Source organism: Selenomonas sp. oral taxon 138 str. F0429 (genome assembly GCF_000318175.2).
Classification (GTDB): domain Bacteria; phylum Bacillota; class Negativicutes; order Selenomonadales; family Selenomonadaceae; genus Centipeda; species Centipeda timonae.
Genome location: NZ_KB290947.1, coordinates 210,765 through 236,079 on the forward strand (window position 1 = coordinate 210,765; position 25,315 = coordinate 236,079).

Annotated in this window: 39 protein-coding genes; 1 reads left to right on the forward strand and 38 read right to left on the reverse strand. The window is 57.8% G+C overall.

The genetic code is table 11. The features are described from left to right. Positions 1–18 precede the first annotated feature (18 nt). From HMPREF9163_RS08020 to HMPREF9163_RS08205, 38 genes are all read right to left on the reverse strand, one after another. Positions 19–978 carry a DNA-directed RNA polymerase subunit alpha gene (locus HMPREF9163_RS08020; RefSeq protein WP_009441250.1) on the reverse strand — a complete coding sequence of 320 codons (960 nt, stop codon included), beginning with the start codon at positions 976–978 and terminating at the stop codon, positions 19–21. A 50-nt stretch (positions 979–1,028) separates the two neighbouring features. Then, a complete protein-coding gene (gene rpsD, locus HMPREF9163_RS08025) occupies positions 1,029–1,622 on the reverse strand; it encodes a 30S ribosomal protein S4 (RefSeq protein WP_006692902.1) in 594 nt (197 codons plus the stop codon). Positions 1,623–1,642: 20 nt separating this feature from the next. Next, the gene (gene rpsK / locus HMPREF9163_RS08030; RefSeq protein ID WP_006307536.1) at positions 1,643–2,035 is read right to left on the reverse strand and encodes a 30S ribosomal protein S11; all 393 of its coding nucleotides are present in this window, start codon (positions 2,033–2,035) and stop codon (positions 1,643–1,645) included. 15 nt (positions 2,036–2,050) lie between these two features. Further along, positions 2,051–2,419, reverse strand: a complete 369-nt coding sequence (rpsM, locus tag HMPREF9163_RS08035) for a 30S ribosomal protein S13 (protein WP_006307537.1) — start codon at positions 2,417–2,419, stop codon at positions 2,051–2,053. Between the two features lie 14 nt (positions 2,420–2,433). Further along, positions 2,434–2,547 carry a 50S ribosomal protein L36 gene (gene rpmJ, locus HMPREF9163_RS08040; RefSeq protein WP_006307538.1) on the reverse strand — a complete coding sequence of 38 codons (114 nt, stop codon included), beginning with the start codon at positions 2,545–2,547 and terminating at the stop codon, positions 2,434–2,436. A gap of 95 nt (positions 2,548–2,642) precedes the next feature. Continuing rightward, the gene (gene infA / locus HMPREF9163_RS08045; protein ID WP_006307539.1) at positions 2,643–2,861 is read right to left on the reverse strand and encodes a translation initiation factor IF-1; all 219 of its coding nucleotides are present in this window, start codon (positions 2,859–2,861) and stop codon (positions 2,643–2,645) included. Positions 2,862–2,879: 18 nt separating this feature from the next. Next, a complete protein-coding gene (locus tag HMPREF9163_RS08050) occupies positions 2,880–3,524 on the reverse strand; it encodes an adenylate kinase (RefSeq protein ID WP_009441251.1) in 645 nt (214 codons plus the stop codon). Between the two features lie 18 nt (positions 3,525–3,542). Further along, positions 3,543–4,799 carry a preprotein translocase subunit SecY gene (gene secY / locus HMPREF9163_RS08055; RefSeq protein ID WP_009441252.1) on the reverse strand — a complete coding sequence of 419 codons (1,257 nt, stop codon included), beginning with the start codon at positions 4,797–4,799 and terminating at the stop codon, positions 3,543–3,545. Between the two features lies 1 nt (position 4,800). After that, a complete protein-coding gene (gene rplO, locus HMPREF9163_RS08060; protein ID WP_009441253.1) occupies positions 4,801–5,244 on the reverse strand; it encodes a 50S ribosomal protein L15 in 444 nt (147 codons plus the stop codon). 19 nt (positions 5,245–5,263) lie between these two features. Next, entirely contained in the window at positions 5,264–5,449 is a 186-nt protein-coding gene (gene rpmD, locus HMPREF9163_RS08065; RefSeq protein ID WP_006692907.1) for a 50S ribosomal protein L30, read from the reverse strand. Positions 5,450–5,464: 15 nt separating this feature from the next. Further along, positions 5,465–5,971 (reverse strand): 30S ribosomal protein S5, encoded by a 507-nt coding sequence (gene rpsE / locus HMPREF9163_RS08070; RefSeq protein WP_006694691.1) that lies wholly within the window; start codon positions 5,969–5,971, stop codon positions 5,465–5,467. A gap of 12 nt (positions 5,972–5,983) precedes the next feature. Further along, positions 5,984–6,343 carry a 50S ribosomal protein L18 gene (gene rplR, locus HMPREF9163_RS08075; protein ID WP_006694692.1) on the reverse strand — a complete coding sequence of 120 codons (360 nt, stop codon included), beginning with the start codon at positions 6,341–6,343 and terminating at the stop codon, positions 5,984–5,986. A 21-nt stretch (positions 6,344–6,364) separates the two neighbouring features. Further along, the gene (gene rplF / locus HMPREF9163_RS08080) at positions 6,365–6,916 is read right to left on the reverse strand and encodes a 50S ribosomal protein L6 (protein ID WP_006307546.1); all 552 of its coding nucleotides are present in this window, start codon (positions 6,914–6,916) and stop codon (positions 6,365–6,367) included. Positions 6,917–6,938: 22 nt separating this feature from the next. Next, positions 6,939–7,337, reverse strand: coding sequence for a 30S ribosomal protein S8 (gene rpsH / locus HMPREF9163_RS08085; protein WP_006307547.1), 399 nt, complete (start codon positions 7,335–7,337; stop codon positions 6,939–6,941). 28 nt (positions 7,338–7,365) lie between these two features. Beyond that, positions 7,366–7,551 (reverse strand): type Z 30S ribosomal protein S14, encoded by a 186-nt coding sequence (locus HMPREF9163_RS08090; RefSeq protein WP_006307548.1) that lies wholly within the window; start codon positions 7,549–7,551, stop codon positions 7,366–7,368. A 19-nt stretch (positions 7,552–7,570) separates the two neighbouring features. Continuing rightward, positions 7,571–8,110, reverse strand: a complete 540-nt coding sequence (gene rplE / locus HMPREF9163_RS08095; RefSeq protein WP_006307549.1) for a 50S ribosomal protein L5 — start codon at positions 8,108–8,110, stop codon at positions 7,571–7,573. A gap of 28 nt (positions 8,111–8,138) precedes the next feature. After that, the gene (rplX, locus tag HMPREF9163_RS08100; protein ID WP_009441254.1) at positions 8,139–8,465 is read right to left on the reverse strand and encodes a 50S ribosomal protein L24; all 327 of its coding nucleotides are present in this window, start codon (positions 8,463–8,465) and stop codon (positions 8,139–8,141) included. A gap of 15 nt (positions 8,466–8,480) precedes the next feature. Further along, entirely contained in the window at positions 8,481–8,849 is a 369-nt protein-coding gene (gene rplN / locus HMPREF9163_RS08105) for a 50S ribosomal protein L14 (RefSeq protein ID WP_006307551.1), read from the reverse strand. Between the two features lie 15 nt (positions 8,850–8,864). Beyond that, positions 8,865–9,122: a 30S ribosomal protein S17 gene (rpsQ, locus tag HMPREF9163_RS08110; protein WP_009441255.1), complete on the reverse strand. Its 258-nt coding sequence runs from the start codon at positions 9,120–9,122 to the stop codon at positions 8,865–8,867. Positions 9,123–9,174: 52 nt separating this feature from the next. Next, a complete protein-coding gene (gene rpmC, locus HMPREF9163_RS08115; RefSeq protein WP_009441256.1) occupies positions 9,175–9,366 on the reverse strand; it encodes a 50S ribosomal protein L29 in 192 nt (63 codons plus the stop codon). After that, a complete protein-coding gene (rplP, locus tag HMPREF9163_RS08120; RefSeq protein WP_006307554.1) occupies positions 9,356–9,793 on the reverse strand; it encodes a 50S ribosomal protein L16 in 438 nt (145 codons plus the stop codon). The genes rpmC and rplP overlap by 11 nt, the downstream gene beginning before the upstream one ends. Beyond that, the gene (gene rpsC, locus HMPREF9163_RS08125; protein ID WP_009441258.1) at positions 9,793–10,464 is read right to left on the reverse strand and encodes a 30S ribosomal protein S3; all 672 of its coding nucleotides are present in this window, start codon (positions 10,462–10,464) and stop codon (positions 9,793–9,795) included. The genes rplP and rpsC overlap by 1 nt, the downstream gene beginning before the upstream one ends. Positions 10,465–10,480: 16 nt before the next feature. Then, positions 10,481–10,819 carry a 50S ribosomal protein L22 gene (rplV, locus tag HMPREF9163_RS08130; RefSeq protein ID WP_009441259.1) on the reverse strand — a complete coding sequence of 113 codons (339 nt, stop codon included), beginning with the start codon at positions 10,817–10,819 and terminating at the stop codon, positions 10,481–10,483. A gap of 18 nt (positions 10,820–10,837) precedes the next feature. Further along, complete coding sequence (rpsS, locus tag HMPREF9163_RS08135) at positions 10,838–11,119, reverse strand: 30S ribosomal protein S19 (RefSeq protein WP_006307562.1); 282 nt, start codon at positions 11,117–11,119, stop codon at positions 10,838–10,840. Positions 11,120–11,234: 115 nt separating this feature from the next. Beyond that, positions 11,235–12,062 (reverse strand): 50S ribosomal protein L2, encoded by an 828-nt coding sequence (gene rplB / locus HMPREF9163_RS08140; protein ID WP_037346666.1) that lies wholly within the window; start codon positions 12,060–12,062, stop codon positions 11,235–11,237. A 20-nt stretch (positions 12,063–12,082) separates the two neighbouring features. Next, the gene (gene rplW / locus HMPREF9163_RS08145) at positions 12,083–12,364 is read right to left on the reverse strand and encodes a 50S ribosomal protein L23 (protein ID WP_006694704.1); all 282 of its coding nucleotides are present in this window, start codon (positions 12,362–12,364) and stop codon (positions 12,083–12,085) included. After that, positions 12,364–12,987: a 50S ribosomal protein L4 gene (gene rplD, locus HMPREF9163_RS08150; RefSeq protein WP_006307565.1), complete on the reverse strand. Its 624-nt coding sequence runs from the start codon at positions 12,985–12,987 to the stop codon at positions 12,364–12,366. Before rplD ends, rplW begins: the two co-directional genes overlap by 1 nt. Positions 12,988–13,005: 18 nt before the next feature. Next, positions 13,006–13,659, reverse strand: coding sequence for a 50S ribosomal protein L3 (gene rplC / locus HMPREF9163_RS08155; RefSeq protein WP_037346668.1), 654 nt, complete (start codon positions 13,657–13,659; stop codon positions 13,006–13,008). Between the two features lie 15 nt (positions 13,660–13,674). Next, positions 13,675–13,986 (reverse strand): 30S ribosomal protein S10, encoded by a 312-nt coding sequence (gene rpsJ / locus HMPREF9163_RS08160; protein WP_006695835.1) that lies wholly within the window; start codon positions 13,984–13,986, stop codon positions 13,675–13,677. A gap of 218 nt (positions 13,987–14,204) precedes the next feature. Then, positions 14,205–15,392 (reverse strand): elongation factor Tu, encoded by a 1,188-nt coding sequence (gene tuf, locus HMPREF9163_RS08165; RefSeq protein ID WP_009441263.1) that lies wholly within the window; start codon positions 15,390–15,392, stop codon positions 14,205–14,207. Positions 15,393–15,406: 14 nt separating this feature from the next. After that, a complete protein-coding gene (fusA, locus tag HMPREF9163_RS08170; RefSeq protein ID WP_037346671.1) occupies positions 15,407–17,485 on the reverse strand; it encodes an elongation factor G in 2,079 nt (692 codons plus the stop codon). Between the two features lie 56 nt (positions 17,486–17,541). After that, the gene (rpsG, locus tag HMPREF9163_RS08175; RefSeq protein ID WP_006692921.1) at positions 17,542–18,012 is read right to left on the reverse strand and encodes a 30S ribosomal protein S7; all 471 of its coding nucleotides are present in this window, start codon (positions 18,010–18,012) and stop codon (positions 17,542–17,544) included. A gap of 27 nt (positions 18,013–18,039) precedes the next feature. Further along, entirely contained in the window at positions 18,040–18,417 is a 378-nt protein-coding gene (gene rpsL, locus HMPREF9163_RS08180; protein ID WP_006307578.1) for a 30S ribosomal protein S12, read from the reverse strand. A gap of 63 nt (positions 18,418–18,480) precedes the next feature. After that, entirely contained in the window at positions 18,481–18,726 is a 246-nt protein-coding gene (locus tag HMPREF9163_RS08185; protein ID WP_009441266.1) for a ribosomal L7Ae/L30e/S12e/Gadd45 family protein, read from the reverse strand. Positions 18,727–18,938: 212 nt separating this feature from the next. Beyond that, a complete protein-coding gene (locus HMPREF9163_RS08190; protein ID WP_009441267.1) occupies positions 18,939–20,957 on the reverse strand; it encodes an LTA synthase family protein in 2,019 nt (672 codons plus the stop codon). Between the two features lie 53 nt (positions 20,958–21,010). Further along, positions 21,011–22,192 carry an FtsW/RodA/SpoVE family cell cycle protein gene (locus HMPREF9163_RS08195; RefSeq protein WP_009441268.1) on the reverse strand — a complete coding sequence of 394 codons (1,182 nt, stop codon included), beginning with the start codon at positions 22,190–22,192 and terminating at the stop codon, positions 21,011–21,013. Then, positions 22,192–22,851: a tRNA (guanosine(46)-N7)-methyltransferase TrmB gene (gene trmB / locus HMPREF9163_RS08200; RefSeq protein ID WP_009441269.1), complete on the reverse strand. Its 660-nt coding sequence runs from the start codon at positions 22,849–22,851 to the stop codon at positions 22,192–22,194. Before trmB ends, HMPREF9163_RS08195 begins: the two co-directional genes overlap by 1 nt. 94 nt (positions 22,852–22,945) lie before the next feature. Next, a complete protein-coding gene (locus tag HMPREF9163_RS08205; RefSeq protein WP_009441270.1) occupies positions 22,946–24,604 on the reverse strand; it encodes a ShlB/FhaC/HecB family hemolysin secretion/activation protein in 1,659 nt (552 codons plus the stop codon). A 198-nt stretch (positions 24,605–24,802) separates the two neighbouring features. On the opposite strand from HMPREF9163_RS08205, the gene HMPREF9163_RS08210 reads away from it, so the two are divergent. Further along, positions 24,803–25,261: a low molecular weight protein-tyrosine-phosphatase gene (locus HMPREF9163_RS08210; RefSeq protein ID WP_009441272.1), complete on the forward strand. Its 459-nt coding sequence runs from the start codon at positions 24,803–24,805 to the stop codon at positions 25,259–25,261. Positions 25,262–25,315: the final 54 nt, after the last annotated feature.

The following is a 25,315-nucleotide window of genomic DNA, read 5'->3' on the forward strand; positions in this document are numbered from 1 at the left end:
TGTTTCCCACTCCTATCGTTATTCGTTTTCCTGTCTCAAGGAGAGTCCAAGCTCCTCAAGTTTTTTCTTCACTTCATCCAGAGATTTGCGCCCGAGATTGCGTACCTTCATCATGTCGTCCTCGGTCTTCTGCGCGAGATCGGCAACGGTGTTGATGCCGGCGCGCTTGAGGCAGTTGAAGGAACGGACGGAAAGATCCAGATCGTCGATGGTCATCTCGAGCACCTTGGCGCTGTCGTCGACCTCTTCGGGCGGGAAGTTCGGGACTTCCTCCTCCTCCTCGATGACCGTGCCGTCCATGTTCTGGAACAGACGCAGGTGCATGACGAGGATGGCAGCCGCCTTGCTCACGGCTTCCTCCGGACGGATGGAGCCGTTCGTCCACACGTCGAGGATGAGGCGGTCGTAGTCGGTGACGTTGCCGACGCGCGTGTCCTCTACCGTGTAGTTGACGCGCTGGACGGGGGAGAAGATGGAGTCGATGGGGATGACGCCGATGCTGTCGTCCGCCTTCTTGTTCTTGTCCGCCGCCACATAGCCGCGCCCGCGCTCGACGGTCATCTCGATCTTGAGCTTGCCCGTCGCATTCAGCGTTGCAATGTGAAGATCGGGGTTCAGGATCTCGATGTCGCTGCCGCATTCGATGTCGGCTGCAGTGACCTCGCGCTCCCCCTCCGCCTCGATGCGGATGGTATGCGGCTCGCTACCCTGCATGCGAATGCAGAGCTGCTTGAGTGCCAGTACGATGCTCGTCACATCATCCCGTACGCCCGGGATCGTGGAGAACTCGTGCAGCACGCCGTCGATTTGGATGGAGGTGACCGCCGCTCCATCCAGTGAGGAGAGCAGCATACGCCGCAGACTGTTGCCGAACGTCGTGCCGTAGCCCGGCTCGAGCGGCTCGCAGACGAAACGCCCGTAGCGTCCGTCCTCGCTGATCTCTGCGATCTCGATTTTCGGTTTCTCGATATCTGTCATCTATGTGCCTCCTCCATAATAAACGCGTAATGCAGACACATTCACATTCATTATTTGGAGTAGAGTTCGACGATGGCCTGTTCATTGACCGGAACGTCGATTTCCTCACGATGGGGGAAACGTGTGACCGTGCCCGTCAGGTTTGCCTGATCGGCGGTCAGCCATGCGGGAGCGGAAAGGGCATTGCTGCTCTCCTTCAGCTCCTTGAAGAACGCGCTCGCGCGGCTCTTCTCGGCGACCTCGATCACGTCGCCCTCGCGGACGAGTGCGGAGGGGATGTCAACGCGCTTGCCGTTCACGGTGAAATGACCGTGACGGACGAGCTGACGTGCCTGACGGCGCGTGTTGGCAAGCCCGAGGCGGAAGACGACGTTGTCGAGACGGCGCTCGAGGAGGCTCAGCAGGTTCTCACCTGTGACGCCCGACATCTTCTTCGCCTTGTCATAGTAGCCGCGGAACTGACGCTCAAGGACACCATAGATGAACTTTGCCTTCTGCTTTTCCTTGAGCTGGAGTCCGTACTCCGAGACCTTGCGGTTCGTGCGGCGAAGCTGACGCGTCGACTGACGCGAGCGGCCGAGGGTCGCAGGCTCGAGTCCGAGTGCGCGGCAGCGCTTGAGGACTGGTACTCTATCGATTGCCATGTTGTTTCATGCACCTCCTGTTAGACGCGGCGACGCTTCGGCGGACGGCATCCGTTGTGCGGGATGGGAGTCACGTCTTTGATCATATTGACTTCGAGACCCGTAGCCTGCAGCGAGCGGATTGCTGCCTCACGGCCTGCACCAGGACCCTTGACATAGACTTCGACGGACTTCAGGCCGTGCTCCATCGCAGCCTTTGCAGCCGTCTCTGCAGCCATCTGTGCTGCAAACGGCGTGCTCTTGCGCGAGCCACGGAAGCCGAGACCGCCGGCGCTCGCCCACGAGAGGGCATTGCCGCTCTTATCGGTGAGCGTGACGATCGTGTTGTTGAATGTCGAGCTGATGTGTGCAACGCCCGACTCTATGTTCTTGCGAACTTTTTTCTTGGAACGTGTTGTTTTCTTAACAGCCACCTCTACGAGCCTCCTTTACTTTTTCTTGCCTGCAACGGCCTTCTTCGGACCCTTGCGCGTGCGCGCATTGTTCTTCGTGTTCTGTCCGCGGACAGGCAGGCCGAGACGGTGGCGGCGGCCACGGTAGCAGCCGATATCAACGAGACGCTTGATGTTCATCTGAATTTCGCGGCGAAGGTCGCCCTCCACCACGGCGTTCTTGTCGATGGCATCACGAAGTCTGACGACTTCATCCTCCGTGAGGTCGCGCGTACGGGTATCGGGATTGACGTTTGCGATCGCGAGCAGCTTCTTCGCGGTCGTCAGGCCAATGCCGTAGATGTACGTCAGGGAAATCTCAATTCTCTTGTCACGGGGCAAATCTACACCGGCAATACGTGCCATAAGTGCACCTCCTTTTATCCTTGTCTTTGCTTATGCTTGGGGTTCTCGCAAATGACCATGACACGGCCCTTGCGCTTGATGATCTTGCATTTCTCGCAGATTTTCTTGACAGACGGTCTTACCTTCACTGCGCTTGCCTCCTTCCGTCTCCTTACATTCAAGGTTCAAGTCGATCTTTTCTATTCTAGCACAGATCATTCTGTCTGGCTAGGTTTTTTCAGGACTATTTGAAGCGATACGTAATACGTCCACGAGTCAGATCGTACGGGGTGAGTTCGATGGTTACCTTGTCGCCCGGCAAAATACGGATGAAGTTCATGCGTATCTTTCCGGAAACATGAGCCAGGACAACGTGTCCGTTCTCAAGTTCGACCTGGAACATCGCATTGGGAAGTTTCTCAACGACTCTTCCCTCTACCTCGATGACATCCTGTTTTGACATACTTCCCTTTCGCTCCTTTTACGCCTCAAGGACGGCGGCGAGATCCGCCTCGACCTTCGCGATGTCCTGTCTGCCGTCGATCTCCTTGTAGACGCCCGCCTTCGTGTAGTAGTCGATGAGGGGGCGCGTGGAGGATTCATAGACGGAAAGACGGCTCTTCATGGTCTCCTCACTGTCGTCGGCACGCTGATAGGTCGTACCGCCGCAGTCGTCGCAGACACCCTCAACCTTCGTCGGGTTGAACTTCACATGGAAGGAATGTCCGCAGCTCTTGCAGATGCGGCGTCCGACGGCACGCTCGATGAGATCGGCGGTGGGGACGTTGATGTTGAGGACGCCCGTGAGCGTCAGCCCATTGTCTGCAAGGATTTCATTGAGTGCATCCGCCTGCTCGACCGTGCGCGGGAATCCATCGAGGATGAATCCCTTCTTGCAGTCGGGCTTACTGAGGCGCTCGCGCACAATGCCGATCGTCACCTCGTCGGGGACGAGCTTGCCCGCGTCCATGTAGGACTTCGCCTCTTTGCCGAGCGGTGTGCCCTCTTTCACGGCTTCACGAAACATGTCGCCCGTGGAGATGTGCAGAATACCGTATCGTTTTACGAGGTTTGCCGCCTGGGTGCCCTTGCCGGCACCCGGAGGCCCCATCAAAATGATGTGCATAGTGATCTCCTTACGTCATTATTTCATAAAGCCTTCGTAGTGGCGCATGACGACCATCGACTCAATCTGCTTCATGGTCTGCAGTGCAACACCGACGACGATCAGCAGCGCTGTGCCGCCAAAGTACACGCCCTGAATGTTCGTCGCGCCCGCCACCATGTTCGGCAGCACCGCGATGAATGCAAGGAAGAATGCCCCCGCAAGCGTGATGCGCGTCAGCACGTAGTCAAGATAATCCGCCGTCGCTTGCCCCGGGCGCAGCCCTGGGACGAAGCCGCCGTATTTCTTGAGGTTGTCTGCCATATCGGGGATCTTCACTGTCACCGAAGTGTAGAAGTAGGTGAAGAAGATGATCATGAGGACGTAGAGCGTGGTCTGGAGGGGTTTGCCCCACTCGAGATACGCCGCCGCCGTCTTGACCCACGGCACGTCGATGAACTGCGCGACCGTGATCGGGAACATGAGCACCGACGAGGCAAAGATGATCGGGATAACGCCCGCCTGATTGACCTTGAACGGGATGTGACTCGAATGCCCGCTCGCCATGCGCCCGCCGACGACACGCTTCGCATACGTGATTGGGACGCGGCGGAAGCCCGTCTCGATGTGAATGACGAAGACAATCATCGCGAGTGCGATGACGGCAAACGCGAATACACTGAAGTAGCTGATCGTGCCCGCCTTGACGTAGGCGTAGATCGTGCCAATGTTCTTCGGCAGCGCCGCGACAATACCGGCAAAGATGATCAGTGAGATGCCGTTGCCGACACCGTTCGCCGTAATCTGTTCGCCCAGCCACATCAGGAATACCGTGCCTGCAGTGAGCGTAATCGCGATGATGAGGATGTTCACGGGGTTCGGGTTGAGGATCGCGCTCTTGAGACCGATCGACATGCCGATCGCCTGGAAGAACGCGAGTGCAACCGTGAGGTACCGCGTGACCTTCGTCGTCTTCTTATGTCCCTCCGCGCCTTCCTTTGACCACTGCTCAAGCGTCGGTACAACGACGTTGAGCAGCTGGATGATGATGGCTGCGTTGATGTAGGGCGTGATGCTCATCGCAAAGACGGAGAACTTACTGAACGCTCCGCCCGAGAAGAGATCGAGCAGTCCGAACAGGGTTCCCTGTGCGAAGAGCTGCTCGATCGCCGTCGGGTCGACGCCGGGCACGGGGATGTGTGTCCCCATGCGGAACACGGCGAACATGATGAGCGTGAATACGATCTTTTGCCTAAGTTCGGGAATCTGGAAGATGTTTCCAAGGGCTTGGAGCACCTTAGATCACCTCGACTTTGCCGCCTGCCGCTGCGATTTTGTCTGCCGCGCCCTGCGTAAAGCCCTGCGCGCGCACGGTGAGGTTCTTCGCCGTGAGCTCGCCATCGCCGAGGATGCGGATGCCGTCACGGACATTCTTGAGGATACCCGCCTCGATGAGTGCAACGGGATCCACCGTCGCACCGTCCTCGAAGCAGTTTAGGCTGCCAACGTTCACCTCGGCAAAGGTCTTTGCCCAGATGTTCTTGAAGCCACGCTTCGGGAGACGACGGTAGAGAGGCATCTGACCGCCCTCAAAGCCGCTGCGGACGCCGCCGCCGGAACGGGACTTCTGCCCCTTCATGCCGCGCCCCGAGGTCTTGCCAAGGCCGGAGCCGATGCCGCGGCCGACGCGCTTCGACGTCTTGCGCGCCCCCTCAGCCGGCTGTAATTCATGCAGTTTCATAGATTCTTGCCTCCCCTCTTCAGTCTGCAATCTCTTCCACCGTGATGAGGTGGGAGACCTTGTGAAGCTGCCCACGCACGGCGGGCGTGTCGGGAAGCTCGGTAACGGAGTTGCGCTTGCGCAGTCCGAGCGATTTCACAGTCTTGCGCTGCGTCTCAGGACGACCGATCAAGCTGCGCGTCAGGGTAACTCTGACTTTTGCCATGTTCGTTCCTCCTTATCAGCCAAAAATCTCGCGTACGGTCTTGCCGCGGAGAGCTGCAACATCGGCGGGGTTCTTGAGGCCGATGAGTCCCTCCATCGTGGCACGCACCATGTTGTTCGGGTTGGACGAGCCGAGCGACTTCGTGAGGATGTCACGCACGCCTGCGAGCTCGAGTACCGCACGCGCAGGGCCGCCGGCAATGACGCCGGTACCTTTGGCAGCGGGCTTCAGAAGCACGCGGCCGGCACCGAAGATGCCCGTGATCTCATGCGGAATCGTGCGCTCCTCGCGCAGCGGAACCTCGATCAGGCTCTTCTTTGCGTCCTCGACGCCCTTGCGGATCGCCTCGGGCACCTCAGCGGCCTTGCCCATGCCAAAGCCTACCTTGCCCTTCTTGTTGCCGACGACAACGAGCGCACTGAAGGAGGAGCGTCGGCCGCCCTTGACAACCTTCGATACGCGGTTGATGAATACGACACGCTCCTCAAACTCCGGCGTCTCGTTTTCGTTATGTCTAGCCATGCTTTCCCTCCTTTAGAATTTCAGTCCGGCCTCGCGGGCTGCCTCAGCGAGAGCAGCGACGCGGCCATGGTAGATGTAGCCGCCGCGGTCAAAGACGACCTCGGTGATACCCTTCTCAAGAGCCTTCTTCGCAACAGCGGTGCCGATGGCCTTTGCCGCCTCGACGTTGCCGCCGTACTGGGAGAAGTCCTTATCCTTGGAGCTCGCGGAGACGAGCGTCACGCCCTTTTCATCATCGATGATCTGTGCGTAGATGTTCTTGAGGCTGCGGAATACATTGAGGCGCGGACGTGCCGCAGTGCCTGCAATGTGATTGCGCACGCGCAGATGGCGCTTCTGGCGCGCCTTATTCTTATCCTGCTTGATAAGCACAGTGTGTCACTCCTCTCCTTCTTATTTCTTGCCCTTCGCGCCGGCTTTGCCTTCCTTGCGGCGGATATGCTCTCCGGCGTACTTGATGCCCTTGCCCTTATATGGCTCCGGCTCACGATGTGCGCGGATCTCAGCTGCAGTCTGACCAACGACTTCCTTGTTGATGCCGGAGATCGTGATGACCGTTGCAGAGGGGCACTCGAACGTAATGCCCTCGGGCGGCTCAACGACAACGGGATGCGAGAAGCCGAGCGAAAGGTTAAGGTTCTTGCCCTGCTTTGCCGCACGATAGCCGACGCCGCTGATCTCAAGGGTCTTCGTAAAGCCTTCCGACACGCCGACCACCATGTTGTTGATGAGTGTGCGGGAAAGGCCGTGGAGCGACCTGTGCATTTTATCGTCCGAAGGACGGATGACGGTGACGACACCGTCCTCGACGGTTATTTTCATATCCGGATGGATCTCGCGCGAAAGCTCGCCCTTCGGGCCCTTCACTTTCACGAGATTATCCGCACCGACCGTGACGGTAACGCCAGACGGAATGTGAATCGGTGCTCTTCCAATTCTTGACATTGTTACACCTCCTGCCTGTGCATTACCATACGAATGCGAGCACTTCGCCGCCGAGACCAGCCTTGCGGGCATCCTTGTCGCTCATGATCCCCTTCGATGTGGAGATCACAGAGATACCAAGGCCGCCGTAGACGCGCGGGAGCGCATCATGCTTTGCATACTGGCGAAGTCCGGGCTTTGATACGCGCTTCAGGCCGGAGATCACGTGCTCACGCTTCGCTCCATACTTCAGCGTGACGGTGAGGACGCCCTGCTTGCCGTCCTCCTGGAAGGAGTAGTCCTTGATGAAGCCTTCCTTTTTCAAGACCTCGGCGATTGCCGTCTTGACCTTTGACCCAGGGATCGCGACGCTCTCGTGGTAGACCGAGTTTGCGTTGCGGATGCGGGTCAGCATATCTGCAATAGGATCAGTCATTGCCATGAATCGATATCCTCCTTTGTTTTGATAATTACCAGCTTGCCTTCGTTACACCAGGGATGGCGCCCTTGTAACTCTGCTCACGGAAGCAGATACGGCACATATCGAATTTGCGGATGTAGCCGTGCGGACGTCCGCAGATCTTGCAGCGGTTATACTTGCGTGTCGAGAACTTGGGCTCTTTGCTCCACTTCTCAATCATTGCCTTCTTTGCCACAGTTGTTCCTCCTAGCCCGTTACGCGCGGAACGGCATACCCATGAGACGGAGGAGCTCTTTTGCCTCTTCGTCCGTATGCGCGCTCGTAACGATGACGATGTTCATGCCGCGAATCTTGTCGATCTTGTCGTAGTCAATCTCGGGGAAGATGAGCTGCTCACGCAGACCAACGGCATAGTTGCCGCGGCCGTCGAAAGCCTTCTCGCTGACCCCGCGGAAATCGCGGACGCGCGGAAGTGCGACATTCATGAACTTGTCGAGGAACTGGTACATACGCGTGCCGCGTAGCGTGACCTTGCAGCCGATCGGCATGCCCTCGCGGAGCTTCCACGCAGCGAGCGACTTCTTCGCACGCGTGAGCTGGGGCTTCTGACCTGCGATGGCGGTGAGATCCGTCACAGCGGCATCAAGTGCCTTTGGGTTGCCGACAGCCTCGCCGACGCCCATGTTGATGATGACCTTCTCCACCTTCGGGAGCTGCATGACGTTCTTATAGCCGAACTTCTCCGTCAGAGCCGGTGCAACTTCCTTCTGATACTTTTCCTTGAGTCTTTCCACTTTGCGTATTCCTCCTTTCCGCTAAAGATTACTGCTCGATGGGCTCGCCGCACTTCTTGCAGGCGCGCACCTTGCGCTCACCGATGATGCGGTGCGCAACGCGCGTTGCCTTGCCGCACGCGGGGCAGACAAGCTGCACCTTCGATGCGAACAGCGGTGCCTCCTTCGTGATGATACCGCCCTGCGGTGCGCTCTGGCTCGGCTTCGTGTGACGTTTCACCTTGTTCACGCCCTCAACGATGACCTTGCCCTTCTTCGGCTGAGCCTCGATGACCTTGCCCTGCTTACCCTTATCCTTACCGGAAAGAACGACGACCGTATCGCCCTTCTTGACGTTCAGTTTTGCCAGCGACAAAATAACACCTCCTCCTTAAAGAACTTCGGGCGCGAGCGAGACGATCTTCATGAAGTCCTTCTCGCGCAGCTCGCGTGCGACAGGTCCGAAAATACGCGTTCCGCGCGGCGTGTGGTCATCCTTGATGATGACGGCCGCATTCTCGTCGAAGCGGATGTAGGAACCGTCCGGACGACGCAGTCCCTTGACGCTGCGGACGACAACCGCCTTGACGACGTCGCCCTTCTTCACCGTGCCGCCCGGCGCTGCCGCCTTGACGGAGGCGACGATGATGTCGCCGATGTTGGCATACTTGCGGTACGAGCCGCCCAGTACGCGAATGCAGAGGATTTCCTTCGCTCCTGTGTTATCGCCGACATTCAGGATTGTTTCCTGCTGTATCATTGATTCTGTTCCTCCTTACTTCGCGCGCTCGACGACTTCGACCACGCGCCAGCGCTTCGTCTTGGAGAGCGGACGCGTCTCCATGATGGAGACACGGTCGCCGACGTGCGCGTCGTTCTTCTCGTCATGCGCGTGGAACTTCACCGTCTTCTTAACCGGCTTCTTATACATCTTGTGCTGCTCGAGCTCCTCGACAGCAACGACAACGGTCTTGTCCATCTTGTCGGACACGACCTTGCCGATTCTCACTTTGCGTACGTTTCTATCGCTCATCTATGTGAGCCTCCTTCCTTCTGCGTATCTGTACGAATGTCCGTAACTTGTCTTAGGCGTTTGCCTGCTCACGCTGAATCGTCTTGATGCGGGCAATCGTCTTCTTTACGTCCTTGATACGCATCGGGTTATCGAGCTGTCCGGTGGCGTGCTGAAAACGGAGGCCAAAGAGCTCCTCTTTGAGCGACGCAAGTTTCTCCTTGAGCTCATCGGCGCTCAGGCCGCGGATCTCATCAACCTTCATTCACTTCACCGCCCTCTACTTCTTCGCGTACGACGAACTTCGTCTTGATCGGGAGCTTGTGTCCCGCGAGACGCATCGCCTCTGCCGCAACGTCACGTGCCACGCCGTCCATCTCAAAGAGGACGCGACCCGGCTTTACGACGGCTACCCAGTACTCGGGCGAGCCCTTGCCGGAACCCATGCGGGTCTCTGCCGGCTTCGCCGTGACCGGCTTGTCCGGGAAAATCTTGATCCAGACCTTACCGCCGCGCTTGATGTAACGCGTCATCGCGATACGCGCAGCCTCGATCTGGCGGTTCGTGATCCATGCCGGCTCCAGAGCAACGAGACCGTACTGGCCGTGGCTGACTGTGTTGCCGCGCTGTGCCTTACCCTTCATGCGTCCGCGGAACTGCTTGCGGTACTTTACACGCTTTGGGAGTAACATTACGCCTCGCTCCTTTCCTTACCGTTCTTCGGCGCCTGCTTCTTGTCGGGGAGAACCTCGCCCTTGAAGATCCAGACCTTGATGCCGATGCGGCCGTATGTCGTATGCGCCTCGGCCGTGCCGTAGTCAATGTCTGCACGCAACGTGTGCAGGGGAATGCTGCCCTCGCGATAGGACTCACGGCGTGCGATTTCCGCACCGCCGAGACGGCCGCTGACTGCGATCTTGATGCCCTTCGCGCCGAGACGCATCGTGCGCCCGACAGCCTGCTTCATCGCACGGCGGAAGGCAATGCGGCGCTCAAGCTGTGCCGCAATGTTCTCGGCGACGAGCGTCGCGTCGAGATCCGGCTGCTTGATCTCTGCAATATTGATGTCAACGCGCTTATCCGTCAGACCCTTGAGGCCTTCCTTGATCTGCTCGATTCCGGAGCCGCCGCGTCCGATAACCATGCCCGGCTTTGCCGTATGGATCGTGAGCTTCAGGCGGTTCTTGCTGCGCTCCGTCTCCACGCGGGGAACACCTGCGGTCTGGAGGCTCTTCTTGAGGTAATCGCGAATCTTGATGTCCTCATGCAGATTCTGCGCGAAATCCTTGTCTGCATACCAGCGGGCATCCCAATCCTTGACGATGCCAAGGCGAATGCCATGGGGATTTACTTTCTGACCCAAACTGTTTCCCTCCCTATTACTTTTCGTTTACGGCAACCGTGATGTGGGACGTGTGCTTCAAAATCTTGAACGCCTGTCCACGCGAACGCGGATGAATGCGCTTCAAGGTCGGCCCCTGGTCAACGAAAGCTGAGGAAATGAACAGACGGTCTGCATCCATGTCGAAGTTGTTCTCCGCGTTTGCAATGGCAGAGCGGAGCACCTTCTCCACGGCGTCCGCGCCGACCTTCGGCGTGAACTTCAGGATTGCGAGAGCGTCAGCAACGCTCTTGCCGCGCACGAGGTTCATCACAATGCGAACCTTGCGCGGTGCGATACGGATGTATTTGGCGGTAGCCTTTACTTCCTGTGCCACGAATCGTCCTCCTCTCTATCAGCGCAGCGAGGTCTTGCGCTCTTCGCCCGCGTGACCCTTGAATGTACGTGTCGGCGCAAATTCGCCGAGCTTATGTCCGACCATATCCTCCGTGACGTACACGGGGACATGCTTGCGTCCGTCATGGACAGCGATCGTGTGGCCGACGAAATCCGGAAAGATCGTCGAGCTGCGCGACCATGTGCGCACAACCTTCTTCTCGTTCTTTTCGTTGAGCGCATCGATCTTCTTCATCAGGCTCTCTGCGACGAAAGGCCCTTTCTTAATCGATCTTGACAAAGTTTTTCCTCCTTTCGCCGGACTGTAATCAATCCGACGAGGTTCTATCTGCAAGTTACGACTGAATCAACTATAATTAGGAGGACGCCCCCCGAGGGGCTGTCCACCAAGTCGATTACTTACGGCGGTGAACAATCAGACGATTCGACGCCTTCTTCTTGCGGCGCGTCTTCTTGCCCATCGCAATCTTGCCCCACTTCGTCATCGGGCTCTTGCGTCCGACCGGCGAACGACCCTCACCACCGCCGTGCGGATGGTCGTTCGGGTTCATCGCGATACCGCGTGTCTCCGGACGGCGTCCGAGCCAGCGGCTGCGGCCTGCCTTGCCGATGGTGATGTTCTCATGCTCGAGGTTGCCGACCTGACCGATCGTCGCACGGCAGTTGATGTGCACGCGGCGGATCTCGCCGGATGGCATGCGCAGGAGTGCGTAGTCGCCCTCCTTTGCCATCAGTTGTGCGGACGTACCTGCGCTGCGGACGAGCTGTGCACCCTTGCCGATCTTGAGCTCGACGGCATGGATGACCGTACCGAGCGGGATATTCTTCAGCGGAAGCGTGTTGCCCGGCTTGATGTCAGCCTCGGCACCCGACTCCACAACATCGCCGACCTTCAGGCCGTTCGGTGCGAGGATGTAGCGCTTCTCGCCATCTGCGTAGTTCAGGAGCGCAATGCGTGCGCTGCGGTTCGGATCGTATTCGATCGTTGCGACGCGGGCGGGGATGCCGTCCTTCGTGCGCTTGAAATCAATGATGCGATAGAGTCGCTTGTGACCGCCGCCGCGATGACGCACGGTCAGCTTGCCCTGCTGGTTGCGTCCACCCGTCTTCGTCAGGCGAACGGTGAGGGACTTCTCCGGCTTGTCCGTTGTGATCTCATCGAAGGAAGAGACCGTCATGAAACGTCTGCCGGCAGAATACGGCTTAAAACTCTTTGCTGCCACGTTCGTACCTCCCTTTCGTCTCAGCCTTCAAAGAACTCGATGGTCTCGCCCGGAGCGAGTTTCACGATGGCCTTCTTGTAGTCCGGGCGCTTGCCCTGTGTGCGACCCATGCGCTTTTTCTTGCCGAGGACGTTGACCGTGTTGACCTTTGCGACCTTCACCTTGAAGATCTCCGAGACTGCCTTTGCAATCTCGATTTTGTTCGCAGCCTTCGCGACGACGAAGACGTATTTGCCCTCAGCCATGAGCTGCGTCGTCCGCTCCGTGATGAGCGGGCGTACGAGAATATCACGTGCTTCCATTATGCGAATACCTCCTCGATACGGGTGATGGCATCCTTCGTAATGAAGAGCTTGTCGTGATGGAGAATGTCATAGACATTGATTCCACGCGCCGAGATGGCTTTTACACCCGGAATATTGCTAGTGGAGCGCTCTACATTGACAGCTTCGTCCGCCGTGATGAAGAGGCTCTTTGCATTCACACCGAAATCGCTCAGGAGCTTCACGGCTGCCTTCGTCTTCGGTGCCTCGAAATCGAGCTGATCGAGGACGATGAAGTCGCCCGTACGCACCTTGTCCGAGAGCGCACACTTGAGGGCGAGACGGCGCTGCTTGCGCGGCATCGTAAAGCCGTACTTGCGCGGATGCGGTCCAAAGACCGTGCCGCCGCCAACCCACAGCGGGCTGCGCGTCGAACCTGCGCGGGCACGACCCGTGCCCTTCTGGCGCCAAGGCTTGCGTCCGCCGCCGCGCACAAGACCGCGCGTCTTCGTCGCGTGTGTGCCGAGACGCTGCGACGCAAGCTGGAGGACAACCGCCTGATGAAGGAGGCCGGCATTCATTTCGACATTGAAGAACTCATCGTTCAGGCTGATCTCGCCAACCTGATTGTGCGACATATCGTATACTGCTACATTCGCCATGCTGCTTTTCCCCCTTCCTTATTCTTTCGTCGCCTTTGCAGGCTTTACGGTATCTTTAATCACGACAAATCCCTTCTTCGGGCCCGGAATTGCGCCCTTGATGAGGATGAGGTTGCGGTCACTGTCCACGCGGACAACCGTCAGGCGCTGCACCGTGACGCGCTCGCCGCCCATACGGCCGGGGAGCTTCTTGCCCTTGAGGACGCGTCCGCCGGGACCCGAGATCATTGCACCCGTCGAGCCCGGCTCACGGTGCGACTTCGAGCCGTGACCCATAGGGCCGCGTGCAAAGTTGTGGCGCTTGATGCCGCCCGCAAAGCCCTTGCCCTTGGACGTACCGACCACATCGACGAGATCGCCCGCAGCGAAGATATCGACGCCGATCGTGTCACCAACATTGTATTCGGAAGGAGCAGCGAGACGCATCTCACGAATGAAACGCACCGCCTTCACGCCCGCCTTCTCAAACTGACCCTTGAGCGGCTTCGTGACGTTCTTCTCCTTGATATCGCCAAACCCGAGCTGCACAGCGTTATAGCCGTCCGTCTCGTTGGTCTTGTTCCGGAGCACGAAGTTGTTGCCGGACTCAACGACCGTCACGGGAACGACGCGGCCTTCCTCTGTGAAGATCTGGGTCATGCCCAGTTTTCTTCCTAAAATAGCCTTAGCCAAGGCTTCCACCTCCTATTAGAGCTTAATCTCGATGTCAACGCCGGCAGGCAGATCGAGACGCATGAGCGAATCGACCGTCTTGTTCGTCGGCTGCAGGATGTCGATGAGACGCTTGTGCGTGCGCATCTCAAACTGCTCGCGCGAGTCCTTGTTGACGTGCGGAGAACGGAGAATCGTATAGACATTCTTCTCCGTCGGAAGTGGAATGGGACCTGAGACCATCGCGCCCGTCTTTTTTGCCGTGTCGACGATCTTCGCCGCACTCTGATCGAGAGCCTTGTGGTCGTAGGCCTTCAAACGAATTCTGATTTTCTGCTGTTTCGCCAAAGTAGTTTTCCTCCTTCGTCCGGGGTCTCGCCCCAAACATTTCTCCACGGCAGTTCCCTCTGCCCCACCGGGGCATAGCCATCTGCCATGTCATCGCATGGAGTACGTCGTCTGTCGTATGATTCCAAAAGATGAAAAGAAGTTTTATCATACTCCCTCGAAAAGGAGCGACGCGAGCGCGCCGCTCCTCCTCCTAGGGAATATCAAGAGACTAAGAATTAGCCTTCAATCGCCGTAACACGACCCGCACCGACCGTGTGGCCGCCCTCGCGGATAGCGAAGCGGAGACCCTGCTCGATCGCGATCGGGGTGATGAGCTCGACTTCCATCTCGACGTTGTCGCCGGGCATGACCATCTCAGTGCCCTCGGGGAGACGAACCACGCCCGTCACGTCCGTGGTACGGAAGTAGAACTGGGGACGATAGTTCGTGAAGAACGGCGTATGACGGCCGCCCTCTTCCTTCGTCAGGACGTAGACCTGCGCCTTGAACTTCGTGTGCGGGTTGATGGAACCCGGCTTTGCGAGAACCTGACCGCGCTCGATGTCCTTACGGTCAACGCCACGGAGCAGTGCGCCGATGTTGTCGCCCGCAACAGCGCTGTCGAGCAGCTTGCGGAACATCTCGATGCCCGTAACAACCGTGCTGCGCGCCTCTTCCTGAAGGCCGACGATCTCAACCGTATCGTTCAGCTTCAGCTCGCCGCGCTCCACACGACCCGTGGCAACCGTGCCGCGCCCCGTGATCGTGAAGACGTCCTCAACCGGCATGAGGAAGGGCTTGTCCGTGTCACGCGTCGGCGTCGGGATATACTTATCAACCTCATCCATGAGCTCGAGGATCTTCGCCTTCATCGCCTCGTCGCCCTCGAGCGCCTTCAGCGCAGAGCCTGCAACAACGGGGATGTCGTCGCCGGGGAACTCGTACTGCGAGAGCAGCTCACGAACTTCCATCTCGACGAGCTCGAGGAGCTCGGGATCGTCAACCTGGTCAACCTTGTTGAGGAAGACAACGAGAGCCGGAACGCCGACCTGACGTGCGAGCAGGATGTGCTCACGCGTCTGGGGCATCGGGCCGTCAGCAGCGGAGACAACGAGGATCGCGCCGTCCATCTGTGCAGCACCCGTGATCATGTTCTTGACATAGTCCGCGTGGCCCGGGCAGTCAACGTGCGCATAGTGACGATTGTCCGTCTCATACTCAACGTGTGCCGTGTTGATCGTAATGCCGCGCTCGCGCTCCTCCGGAGCCTTGTCGATGTCCGCATAGTCCTCGAACTTCGCATAGCCCTTCTCGGAGAGAACCTTCGTGATTGCAGCCGTCAGCGTCGTCTTGCCGTGGTCAACGTGGCCGATCGTGCCGATGTTGACATGGGGCTTGCTGCGGTTAAACTTTTCCTTTGCCATTTAAAATTGCCTCCTTATTCGCCTTTATTCTTGGCGACTACAGCGTCAGCTATATTCTTAGGAACTTCGTCATAGAAGGAAACTTCCATGGAGTAGTTCCCGCGGCCCTGGGTTTTGGAACGGAGATCCGTCGAGTAACCGAACATCTCCGAGAGCGGAACGAACGCGTTGATGACCTGCACGCCGTTGCGCGGCTCCATGCCGTCGATGCGTCCACGGCGCGAGTTCAGATCGCCGATAACGTCGCCCATGTACTCCTCGGGCACCGTGACCTCGACCTTGACATACGGCTCGAGGAGCACGGGGCTTGCCTTCTCGGCACCAGCCTTGAACGCCATCGAACCAGCCACCTTGAACGCAGCCTCGGACGAGTCGACCTCGTGGAACGATCCGTCGTAGACGATGACCTTGATGTCGACCATCGGATAGCCGGCGACAACGCCGCCCTCCATCGCCTGGCGAACACCGGCCTCGATCGGGTTGATGAATTCCTTCGGAATCACGCCGCCGACGACCTTGTTCTCGAAGCTGAAGCCCTCGCCTGCATCCTGCGGGATGAGCTCGAGCCAGCAGTGACCGTACTGACCATGACCGCCGGACTGACGGACGAACTTGCCTTCCGCCTTGACCGACTTGCGAATCGTCTCGCGGTATGCAACCTGCGGCTCGCCGACCTTGCAGTCGACCTTGAACTCGCGGAGCATACGGTCGACGATGATCTGCAGGTGCAGCTCGCCCATGCCCGAGATGATGACCTGTCCCGTCTCTGCATCCGTGTGCACGCGGAACGTCGGATCCTCCTCAGCGAGCTTCTGGAGCGCAATGCCCATCTTCTCCTGATCGTTCTTCGTTGCAGGCTCAACCGCAACGGAGATAACGGGATCGGGGAACTCCATCGACTCGAGAATGATCGGCTTGTTCTCATCGCAGAGCGTGTCGCCCGTCGTCGTGTTCTTCAGGCCGACTGCCGCCGCGATGTCGCCGCTATAGACCACCTCGATCTCCTTGCGGTTGTTTGCGTGCATCTGCAGGATGCGGCCGATGCGCTCCTTGTTGTCCTTCGTCGCATTGAAGACGTAGGAGCCGGAGTTCAGCGTACCGGAGTAGACGCGGAAGAACGCGAGCTTTCCAACAAACGGATCCGTCATGATCTTGAACGCGAGTGCCGAGAACGGCGCACTATCCGATGCCGGGCGGCTGTCCGCCTCACCTGTGTCGGGGTTCACACCTGCAATCGGCGGGATATCCGTCGGTGCCGGCATGTAGTCGACGATCGCATCGAGGAGCGGCTGCACGCCCTTGTTGCGGTACGACGTACCGCAGGTGACAGGCGTCATCTGGCAGGCGATCGTCGCCTTGCGGATTGCACGGCGGATCTCCGCCTCCGTAACATCCTCACCGCCGAGATACTTCTCCATGAGCTCATCGTCCGCCTCAGCGCACGCCTCGACCAGCTTCTCATGGTATTCCTCAGCCTGTGCCTTGTACTCCTCGGGAATCTCAACCTCATCGGTCACCTTGCCGAGATCGTCCTCGTACACGATGGCGTCCATCTTCACGAGGTCGATGATGCCTTTGAACTCATCCTCTGCGCCGATCGGCAGCTGAATCGCCACCGGGTTTGCATTGAGACGTTCGCGCATCATCTTCATAACATTGAAGAAATCTGCGCCCGTAATGTCCATCTTGTTGACATACGCCATGCGCGGGACATTGTAACGCTCCGCCTGACGCCAGACCGTCTCCGTCTGCGGTTCAACGCCGCCGCGTGCGGTCAGAACTGCGACCGTGCCGTCCAGCACGCGCAGCGAGCGCTCTACCTCGACCGTAAAGTCAACGTGACCCGGCGTATCAATGATATTGATGCGATGGTCTTTCCAGTGACAGGTCGTCGCCGCCGACGTAATCGTAATGCCGCGTTCCTGCTCCTGAACCATCCAGTCCATGGTGGCAGCGCCCTCATGAACCTCGCCGATCTTGTGCGTTACGCCCGTGTAGAAGAGAATGCGCTCGGTGGTCGTCGTCTTGCCGGCATCGATGTGAGCCATGATGCCGATATTCCGCGTTTTTTCAAGGGAATATTCTCTTGCCACTGTTTCCTATCGCTCCTTACACTGCTGGATGTTACGGAATCTCCGTTTAGAAGTTCCTACCAGCGATAATGTGCGAATGCCTTGTTGGCCTCCGCCATCTTGTGCGTATCTTCCTTCTTCTTAATCGCTGCACCCGTATTGTTCGCAGCATCCATCAGCTCTGCCGAGAGGCGTGCATCCATCGTCTTCTCGCCGCGCAGACGCGCATAGCCGACAAGCCAACGGATACCGAGCGTCATGCGGCGATCCGCACGAACCTCGACTGGAACCTGATAGTTGGCACCGCCGACACGGCGTGCCTTGACCTCGAGCACAGGCATGACATTGCGCAGAGCCGTCTCGAACACCTCGAGCGGATCCTGCCCTGTCTTCTCGCGAATCGTGTCAAACGCATCGTACACAACGCGCTGTGCAACACTCTTCTTGCCCGAGAGCATAACCTTGTTGATAAACTTCGTCACCGTCTTGGAATGATATACCGGATCCGGCAGAACATCCCGCTTCGGCACGGGGCCCTTACGTGGCATAGCCCAACCTCCTAACGATATACTTCCTTACTTCTTCTTTGCACGCTTCGCGCCGTACTTCGAACGCCCCTGTGCGCGATCCTGCACACCGGCCGTATCGAGCGAGCCGCGAATGATGTGGTAACGAACACCCGGCAGATCCTTCACGCGACCGCCGCGAATGAGGACGACGCTGTGCTCCTGCAGATTGTGCCCGATTCCGGGGATGTATGCGGTCACCTCGATGCTGTTCGTCAGGCGAACACGAGCAACCTTTCTAAGAGCAGAGTTCGGCTTCTTCGGCGTGGACGTATAGACACGCGTGCAGACGCCGCGTTTCTGCGGGCTGTTCTTCAGTGCTGGTGCTTTCGATTTCTCCTCAAGGCTCTTCCGGCTCTTGCGAATGAGCTGATTGATCGTTGGCATACTGCACCTCCTTCCTTTGTCGTCATTTCAATTCTTTTGTATGAAAACGCAGAGGCTGCGTTTTTACCGTAGTGTAGCGACCGCCGTAGCCCCCACATCGAGGCGTACGTGCTCTCCGAGCGCGGCCTTCGTCGCCGTGCGGTCAGGTATGATTCCCGCGTCCCTGCACACCGCGAGCAATGTGCCAAGCACACGCTCATCAACATCCGAGGCGATGAACACCATCTCTGCCGCGCCGCTCTCCACCGCGCGGCAAACCTGATGAATGCCGGCGACCGTGCGCGCTGTGTGTAATTTCTCCAGAGACATAGTTCACCTCCAAAAAGGGGACTGTCACATAATATCATCCGTCAAAACGCTTGTCAATCCATATTTGACAAAGTTTTCTATTTACACTTCACCTAGCGTATCTTTCTTGTGTCTTTCGGTAAAAATCAGAAAAAAGAGGCTGTTGCACGAAGTTGCTTTGACTTGTGCAACAGCTCTTTGTGCATGTTGTTCAAAGGCTCAAGGCGCCCCATTCACCAATTCTTACCAACAAGCAGCTCCGGATGTCGCACATAGTACGCCGTCAGCTCACAGTACGCATCGCGCTCCTCCGTGAAGCGCTCCGTATCGACGCGCCACGGCAGTGGCCCCGCCGTCACCTTCAGTTCCTGCGCCTTGCAATCTCGATAGCGTCCGACCTCCTCATGCGTAAGCCATGCATAGGGTGTCACAACCCGCTCGATCCGCTCCGTCAGAGGCTTCTCAACAGCATAGTAGGAGAACCCCTTCGGCGCGATCAGCTCGATGAGCGTCGGCAGGATATTCATATGCCCGCCAATCTCGTTGTGGATCAGATGCTCCGCTGTGAGCTGTGGATGATGCATCGAGAACGATGTGAGAATCTGCTCACGCAGGAGAAGCTCCTGCCGCTCCGTCACCCCTTCAATGAGCGGCACCTCCCCGCCCATGTGATCGCCCGTAACGATGAAGAGGCTGTTCGGAAACGCCTCCCGCATCTCTTCAATAAATTTGCAGAGCGCCTGATCAGCGTACCATGCGCAGCCCAAACCACGGTATTTTTTCATGGAGTTCTTCAGAGCTTTCGCCATCTCGGGGTTGAGGCGCGCCGCATCAAAGCCATACTCCTCAAAGGGAATGCGGAAGGGGCCGTGATTCGAGGTCGTATAGAGGAAGTGGAAGGACGGTACCGCATCCCCCTCGTCACGAATCCTCCGTGCAGCCTCGTTTAAAAAGATATGATCGTAAACGCCAAGCCATGTGCGCGGCGCATCGGAAGCGCAAATCTCCACACCGCCATACGCCTCATCGAATCCAAGTGCGGGGAGAAAATGGGACAAACTCCCCCAGTTCAGACCTCCGCCATACCAAAAGCTGGTATGATAGCCAAGTGCTTTGAGCTGCAACGGCAATGACGTAGGCAGCGTATGATTCCAAAACAGCACATTTTCATTCAGCTCCATGTCCGCATCATAGACACCGAGGAGCAAACTGACAAGGGACGGCTGCGAGATCATCCCGCTTGAGAGGAAGTTGTTGATGCAGACAGTATGCGGCTCTGCACGAAATCGTGCACCGGCCTCCATCAGATTCAGCCCGGCATATGGCGCATCGAAGTGCACCTGCCCATAGCTCTCCGCTAGAAGGAAGAAAATATGCTGCGGCGGATCGATGCGTGCCCCGTCCGCCGTCCGTTGGAACACCTCCAGAGGTTTTTCCACAGGCGAATCAGGCGGCAGCACGCATTTCAAAATCGCGTACGACTCCTCGTCGGAATGATTCAGAACATCCTGAACGGGACGCTTCCACACCATTTTGAGCGCGATCAGATCATCGATCGATGCCTTGCCTAGAACGAGATCTTCCTTTACGAAGGCGGGCACCTCGTCCCATTCAGGCTTCAACCGATGCCGCAGCGTCCCACCGTAGCGCAGCCAGTAAAAAAGTACAATCGAAGCGATGAAGACGAGTGCATTCACGGCATACTGCCCCACACCATCTGTCAGCACGGGATAGGCGAAGGACGGCAGGCCAAGGACGGCATGCGCCGCAAACGTGCAGAGTGCCAGGTAGGGAAGATAGCCGAGGAGCAGCCATGCTCCATGATTTTGATGGAAGAAAATATCGGCAAAATTTTTCTTATCCGCATGTTTACCAAGCCAGATTGTCTGATTAAACGTGTCGTGAAAATGCGCGTAGAAAATCATCTTGCCGATGAACGCCGTATAGAGGGCTGCAGCATAGACAAGGAAGAGGACGACGCGCACCGTATCCCCCACGGCAAAGTACGCAGGGAGGAACGCCCCAGGCAGGGAGACGAGGACGAGAGGAATCAGGAAGGCAAAGGCGTTGAAATCCATCCCCCACCAAAATCCGTAACAGAAGCAGGTAATCCACTTTCGCCACTCCCCGACAGGCGACTTCTTCGGCCGGTAGACCAGAATAAAAATCAGGCGAAAGACGGCGCAGATGACGGGCGGCAAAAGAAAGATCTTCAGATCCTGCTGCATCCCCAAAAAGAAATCACTGAACATCCAATAACCTCACTAAAATGGGGCTGACGCCGAAAATGGCGTAGCCCCTCCCATCATCGGACTGCGTGCATCTTGCTCCGCCGCTCCTCCACCGTCTCCGGCTTTTTCTTCGCGGGCGGCGCATCCTGACTGCGATCGGCAATACCAAGCAGCATCCCCATGCCCGCCATTGTCACGATCAGCGACGAACCTCCGTAGCTGATGAACGGCAGCGGCACCCCCACGACGGGCAACAGCCCCGCAACCATTGCGAGATTGGCGAGTGCCTGTCCGAGCACGAGGAAGATAATACCGAGCGCGAGTACCTGCCCAAACGTATCCTTTGCACGCGCCGCAACACGCATGCACGTGATGAGCAGCACGGCGAATAGGAAGAAGATCAGCAGAACGCCAAAGAACCCGTGCTCCTGACTGAAGATTGCAAAGGCAAAGTCCGTATGTGCCTCAGGCAAATACTCGTACTTGCTCACACCATCGCCGAACCCCATACCAAAGATCCCGCCCGAGCCGATCGTCGAGAGGGACTGCACCATCTGATAGCCCGCAGCACGCGCATCCGACCACGGGTCGAACCAGACATCAATACGCTTCATGCGGTACGGCTGCAGCGTCCCGATCGCAAATGCCAAGCCAAAGGTGACCGGCACAATCCAGAGCCAGAGCAGCGGGCGGACGAGCAGGACAAGTGCCATGAGGAGCGGCACGCCGAACACAATGCACGCCGTACCAAAGTCCGGCTCGCGATAGACAAGGAATGCCATCACGAGAATTGCCCCGAACGGGATCGCAACTTGGCTTCCATCCCGCTCCATGCGAAAATGCTCCTTGCTGAGCACCGCCGAGATCGAGAACGCCCCCATGAGCACCGCCATCAGCTTTGCAAACTCCGCGGGTTGAAAGCTCAGCGGGCCGAACGCGAGCCATCGCTGCGCCCCATTTATCGTCGTTCCAACAAAGAGCACCGCAACCAAAAAAAACACTGTGATGCCCATGCCGACGAACATCAGCCCACGCATCCGCTGATAGTTCATGCGGCGGCAGAACCAGCACGCCACGATCCCGATCACGAGCCACTGCAGATGGCGCTGCAGGAAGTAATATGGATTCTCAAAATCCATCGCCGCAAGCACATAGCTCGAGCTGAAGACATTGATCGTCCCCGTCACGAGCAGGATCGCCATAATGATGACGATCGGCTCTGTATCGCTCTTAAAGAGTGTATAGCGTGTACGCATCAGATCGGCTCCACGGACGGGCGCGCAACGAGCCGCCCGATCTTCGCCCCGCGCGCGCTGAACTTACGCTCGTACTCCGTCATGATATTATCGGCTTCTGCAAGCGCGTGCAGATCATGCGTTACATTGGAAAGCTGCCATGCTTCCGCTGCCATCGTCTCGATCGAGTAGTCGAACAGACCCATATTGTCCGTCTTAAAGCGCAGCTCCCCATCCGCCTTCAAGACAGTGCGATAGCGCGCGAGAAAGAGCGGACTTGTCAGACGTCGTTTCGCATGGCGCGCCTTCGGCCACGGATCAGAGAAGTTCAGATAGATGCGATCCACCTCACAGGGCGCAAAGAGCTCCGTCAGACGTGCCGCATCGAAGACCACGAGACGGAGATTTTCCAGCCCGCGCTCCGCCGCCTTGCGCGCGGCAAAGTAGAGCACCCCCTGCTGCATCTCCAGCCCGACATAGTTCACATCGGGGTGCCGCGCAGCAAGCTCCGTCAGAAAATCGCCCTTGCCCACACCAATCTCCACATGAAGCGGTGCCTCACGACCAAACGCCTCCGCCCAGTGCCCCGTAAGTGCAGCCCAATCCCCGCCAAGCGGCGTGACGAAATCCGCATAGTCCAGAATCGCCGTATCAATCCACGGCTTTCGCCTCAGTCTCATAGACTATCCTCTCTCCCCCGTTCTTCCCCTGTCCACATGAACGCGCTGCGCCCCCGTTCACATCGAGGGCGCAGCGAAAGGAATCGATGCGTTATTACCAGATTTTCCCTGTCATGAACCAGACACGGTTCCGCGCATTGTTCTTCGCCGATACGGATTCATCCAACCCAATCCGCCGCGCATAGTCCACGCGTGCGAACCAATCTCCCGGATTGTTATATGCCGCCGCGAGCCCCCAGCCACGCAGCGTGATGGCGTTATCCTCAGAGAGCGGCGCCCTGCTCTTTCGCACCGAGCCCACATCATAGAAGGTGCTGAACGTCAGACCGTGCACAGGCGTATGATAGCGCAGCTCCGCCGTCGCAAGGATGCCCTCATCTCCTGCACCCTCACCCTGCGCATAAGCCCGCACGCCATTCGGGCCGCCGAGGTAGAACTCCTCCGAGCTGTCGAGATTGCGGCTCGCCTTCTGTCCCGAAACCTTCACGAGGAAGTCCGTCATATTCCCGAGGCGCTGCACCGCAGTCGCATCCGCCTCCAGCTTCACATACATCCCCTCATCCGTCTGATTCAGACGCCCGAGGATCTCGCTATAAAGCGAGTCATACCCGAGCCAGCCCATCGTCAGATTGGCATTGTAACTCAGCGTCGTCCCGCCTGTAAAGCGCTGTGTGCCGACCAGACCCGCATAGATACTATGCGAATGTTTCTTTCCTTCGAGGTCAAACGCCGTGATGTCATCGTTCAGATCGCGGTAGTTATAGCCATAGCGCACAAGCAAGCTGCGATCCGTCAGATGATAGAGCGGCGTCTGTCCGAAGACCGTGAACGTCAGCGACTGTCCCTCCGCACCGATTGCAGAGAGCGTTCCGCCGACCTTGTAGTTCATCCGCGAGATACCAAGGCCAAGCGTCGTGCCACCATGTCCGACCACAGTCTCATAGTTCGCATAAAAATTGCGCAGACTCCCATTCGAGATCAGCGTCCCAAGACTCACCTTATTGCCCGTTCCCGACGGGTTGTAGAGCGTCTCCTGCAAACCGTAGCGATAGCGTCCCGTCGACGGGCTGCCGTAGTTCTCCACATAGAAGACCGTATTCGACGCCTTCGAGTCTTCAATTCGCACTGTCAGCTTGCTTGTGCCAAACGCCTCGCCCGGACTCAGCACACCGACCGCGCGTGCGCCCGTCGCATCCGACACTGAGTAGAGCGCCGTCTCCAGCTTCGACGTTGTGATGATGTCATCCGCCTTCAGCCCTGCAATAATACTCTGCGCAACGGGCGTCTTGAGACGGCTGTTATTCTCGATTACAATCTCATCGTAGCGCCCTGGCAGCACACGCAGAACGACAACCCCATCGGGGCTGTCCTGCGGCGGCAGATACACCGCCGCGGCAGGATAGCCATGTGTACGGCAGTAAGAGGTCAGTGTATCTACCGTACGACGCAGCTGTGCCATCGTCCGATTCTCGCCCATCCCCTCCTCGAGAATGCGCGTCAGCTCCGCTTTATCGAGGAAGAGATCAGGTGCCTCCATAATGAAATTTTCAATCGTGAACTGCGCATCGTCACCATCCTGTCGATAGCGCGGCGTCACATCCTCAATCCCGATCTCAGAGCGCGGCTGCTCACTCGCAATATCTGCCCCCGGACGCGCGAGCGACGGTGCAGCAAAGCTTGTCCCCGACGCACACGCAAGACCGGCACAGACACATGCGGCAAGCCCCGCACGCATAACAGCTTCCTTTTTCATACGATTCATCCCATCACGCACGATAGCATCTCAACCCCTGCATCATTGTTCATATTTCGTTTACATTCTAGCATTTTCAGTTCTAAAAGACAAGGGAGAAGGCGCGCACAACAGTTGCAATCCCCTCTTTTTTGATGTAGACTTTCAAAAACGGATTTCATTATATCCGTGCTTCCCAAGACTTGCAGGAGACGCGTCATGAAAAAAATACTATTCGTCTGTCACGGCAACATCTGCCGCTCCCCCATGGCAGAGTTCGTCATGAAACACCTCGTACGAGAGGCGGGGCTAATGGGCGAGATCAGTGTCGCGTCGAAGGCGCTCCATCGCGACGAACTCGGCAGCGACACGCATCGCGGCACACGCGAAGTGCTGCGCGCGCACGGCATCCCGTTCAGCAAACGCAGCGCGAACCTCATGACCACCGCCGACTACAGCGCTTACGACCACATCATCGGCATGGACACAGAGAACATGCGCGACCTCGCGCACCTCACGGGCGGCGACCCGCAGGGCAAAGTCCGCCGTCTCCTCTCCTATATCGGCGAAGAGCGCGACGTCGCCGATCCGTGGTATACCGGCAACTTTGACGCAACCTACCGCGATGTCGATGCAGGCTGCCGCGCATTACTATGCGAACTAAAGCGCGATGCATAGATGCGAGGCTAATATCATCTGCATTGAAAGAACACGGTTGCAATCCACGCCAAT

Coding starts and splice junctions, on each gene's coding strand:
- infA (WP_006307539.1), bottom strand. CDS start 2,861: ATGTCAAAACAGGATGTCATCGAGGTAGAGGGAAGAGTCGTTGAGAAA.
- rplN (WP_006307551.1), bottom strand. CDS start 8,849: ATGATACAGCAGGAAACAATCCTGAATGTCGGCGATAACACAGGAGCG.
- HMPREF9163_RS08195 (WP_009441268.1), bottom strand. CDS start 22,192: ATGCGTACACGCTATACACTCTTTAAGAGCGATACAGAGCCGATCGTC.
- rplF (WP_006307546.1), bottom strand. CDS start 6,916: ATGTCAAGAATTGGAAGAGCACCGATTCACATTCCGTCTGGCGTTACC.
- HMPREF9163_RS08210 (WP_009441272.1), top strand. CDS start 24,803: ATGAAAAAAATACTATTCGTCTGTCACGGCAACATCTGCCGCTCCCCC.
- tuf (WP_009441263.1), bottom strand. CDS start 15,392: ATGGCAAAGGAAAAGTTTAACCGCAGCAAGCCCCATGTCAACATCGGC.
- rplO (WP_009441253.1), bottom strand. CDS start 5,244: ATGAAACTGCATGAATTACAGCCGGCTGAGGGGGCGCGCAAGACGTCG.
- rpsG (WP_006692921.1), bottom strand. CDS start 18,012: ATGCCACGTAAGGGCCCCGTGCCGAAGCGGGATGTTCTGCCGGATCCG.
- rpsD (WP_006692902.1), bottom strand. CDS start 1,622: ATGGCAATCGATAGAGTACCAGTCCTCAAGCGCTGCCGCGCACTCGGA.
- rpsE (WP_006694691.1), bottom strand. CDS start 5,971: ATGGCTAGACATAACGAAAACGAGACGCCGGAGTTTGAGGAGCGTGTC.
- HMPREF9163_RS08020 (WP_009441250.1), bottom strand. CDS start 978: ATGACAGATATCGAGAAACCGAAAATCGAGATCGCAGAGATCAGCGAG.
- rplD (WP_006307565.1), bottom strand. CDS start 12,987: ATGGCGAATGTAGCAGTATACGATATGTCGCACAATCAGGTTGGCGAG.
- HMPREF9163_RS08185 (WP_009441266.1), bottom strand. CDS start 18,726: ATGTCTCTGGAGAAATTACACACAGCGCGCACGGTCGCCGGCATTCAT.
- rpsL (WP_006307578.1), bottom strand. CDS start 18,417: ATGCCAACGATCAATCAGCTCATTCGCAAGAGCCGGAAGAGCCTTGAG.
- rpmD (WP_006692907.1), bottom strand. CDS start 5,449: ATGGCAAAAGTCAGAGTTACCCTGACGCGCAGCTTGATCGGTCGTCCT.
- rpsQ (WP_009441255.1), bottom strand. CDS start 9,122: ATGAGCGATAGAAACGTACGCAAAGTGAGAATCGGCAAGGTCGTGTCC.
- HMPREF9163_RS08205 (WP_009441270.1), bottom strand. CDS start 24,604: ATGAAAAAGGAAGCTGTTATGCGTGCGGGGCTTGCCGCATGTGTCTGT.
- trmB (WP_009441269.1), bottom strand. CDS start 22,851: ATGAGACTGAGGCGAAAGCCGTGGATTGATACGGCGATTCTGGACTAT.
- rpmC (WP_009441256.1), bottom strand. CDS start 9,366: ATGAAGGTTGATGAGATCCGCGGCCTGAGCGCCGATGAGCTCAAGGAG.
- HMPREF9163_RS08050 (WP_009441251.1), bottom strand. CDS start 3,524: ATGCACATCATTTTGATGGGGCCTCCGGGTGCCGGCAAGGGCACCCAG.
- rpsM (WP_006307537.1), bottom strand. CDS start 2,419: ATGGCACGTATTGCCGGTGTAGATTTGCCCCGTGACAAGAGAATTGAG.
- HMPREF9163_RS08190 (WP_009441267.1), bottom strand. CDS start 20,957: ATGTTCAGTGATTTCTTTTTGGGGATGCAGCAGGATCTGAAGATCTTT.
- rplP (WP_006307554.1), bottom strand. CDS start 9,793: ATGTTACTCCCAAAGCGTGTAAAGTACCGCAAGCAGTTCCGCGGACGC.
- rpsH (WP_006307547.1), bottom strand. CDS start 7,337: ATGGCAATGACTGATCCTATTGCAGATATGCTGACCCGCATCCGCAAC.
- rplW (WP_006694704.1), bottom strand. CDS start 12,364: ATGGAAGCACGTGATATTCTCGTACGCCCGCTCATCACGGAGCGGACG.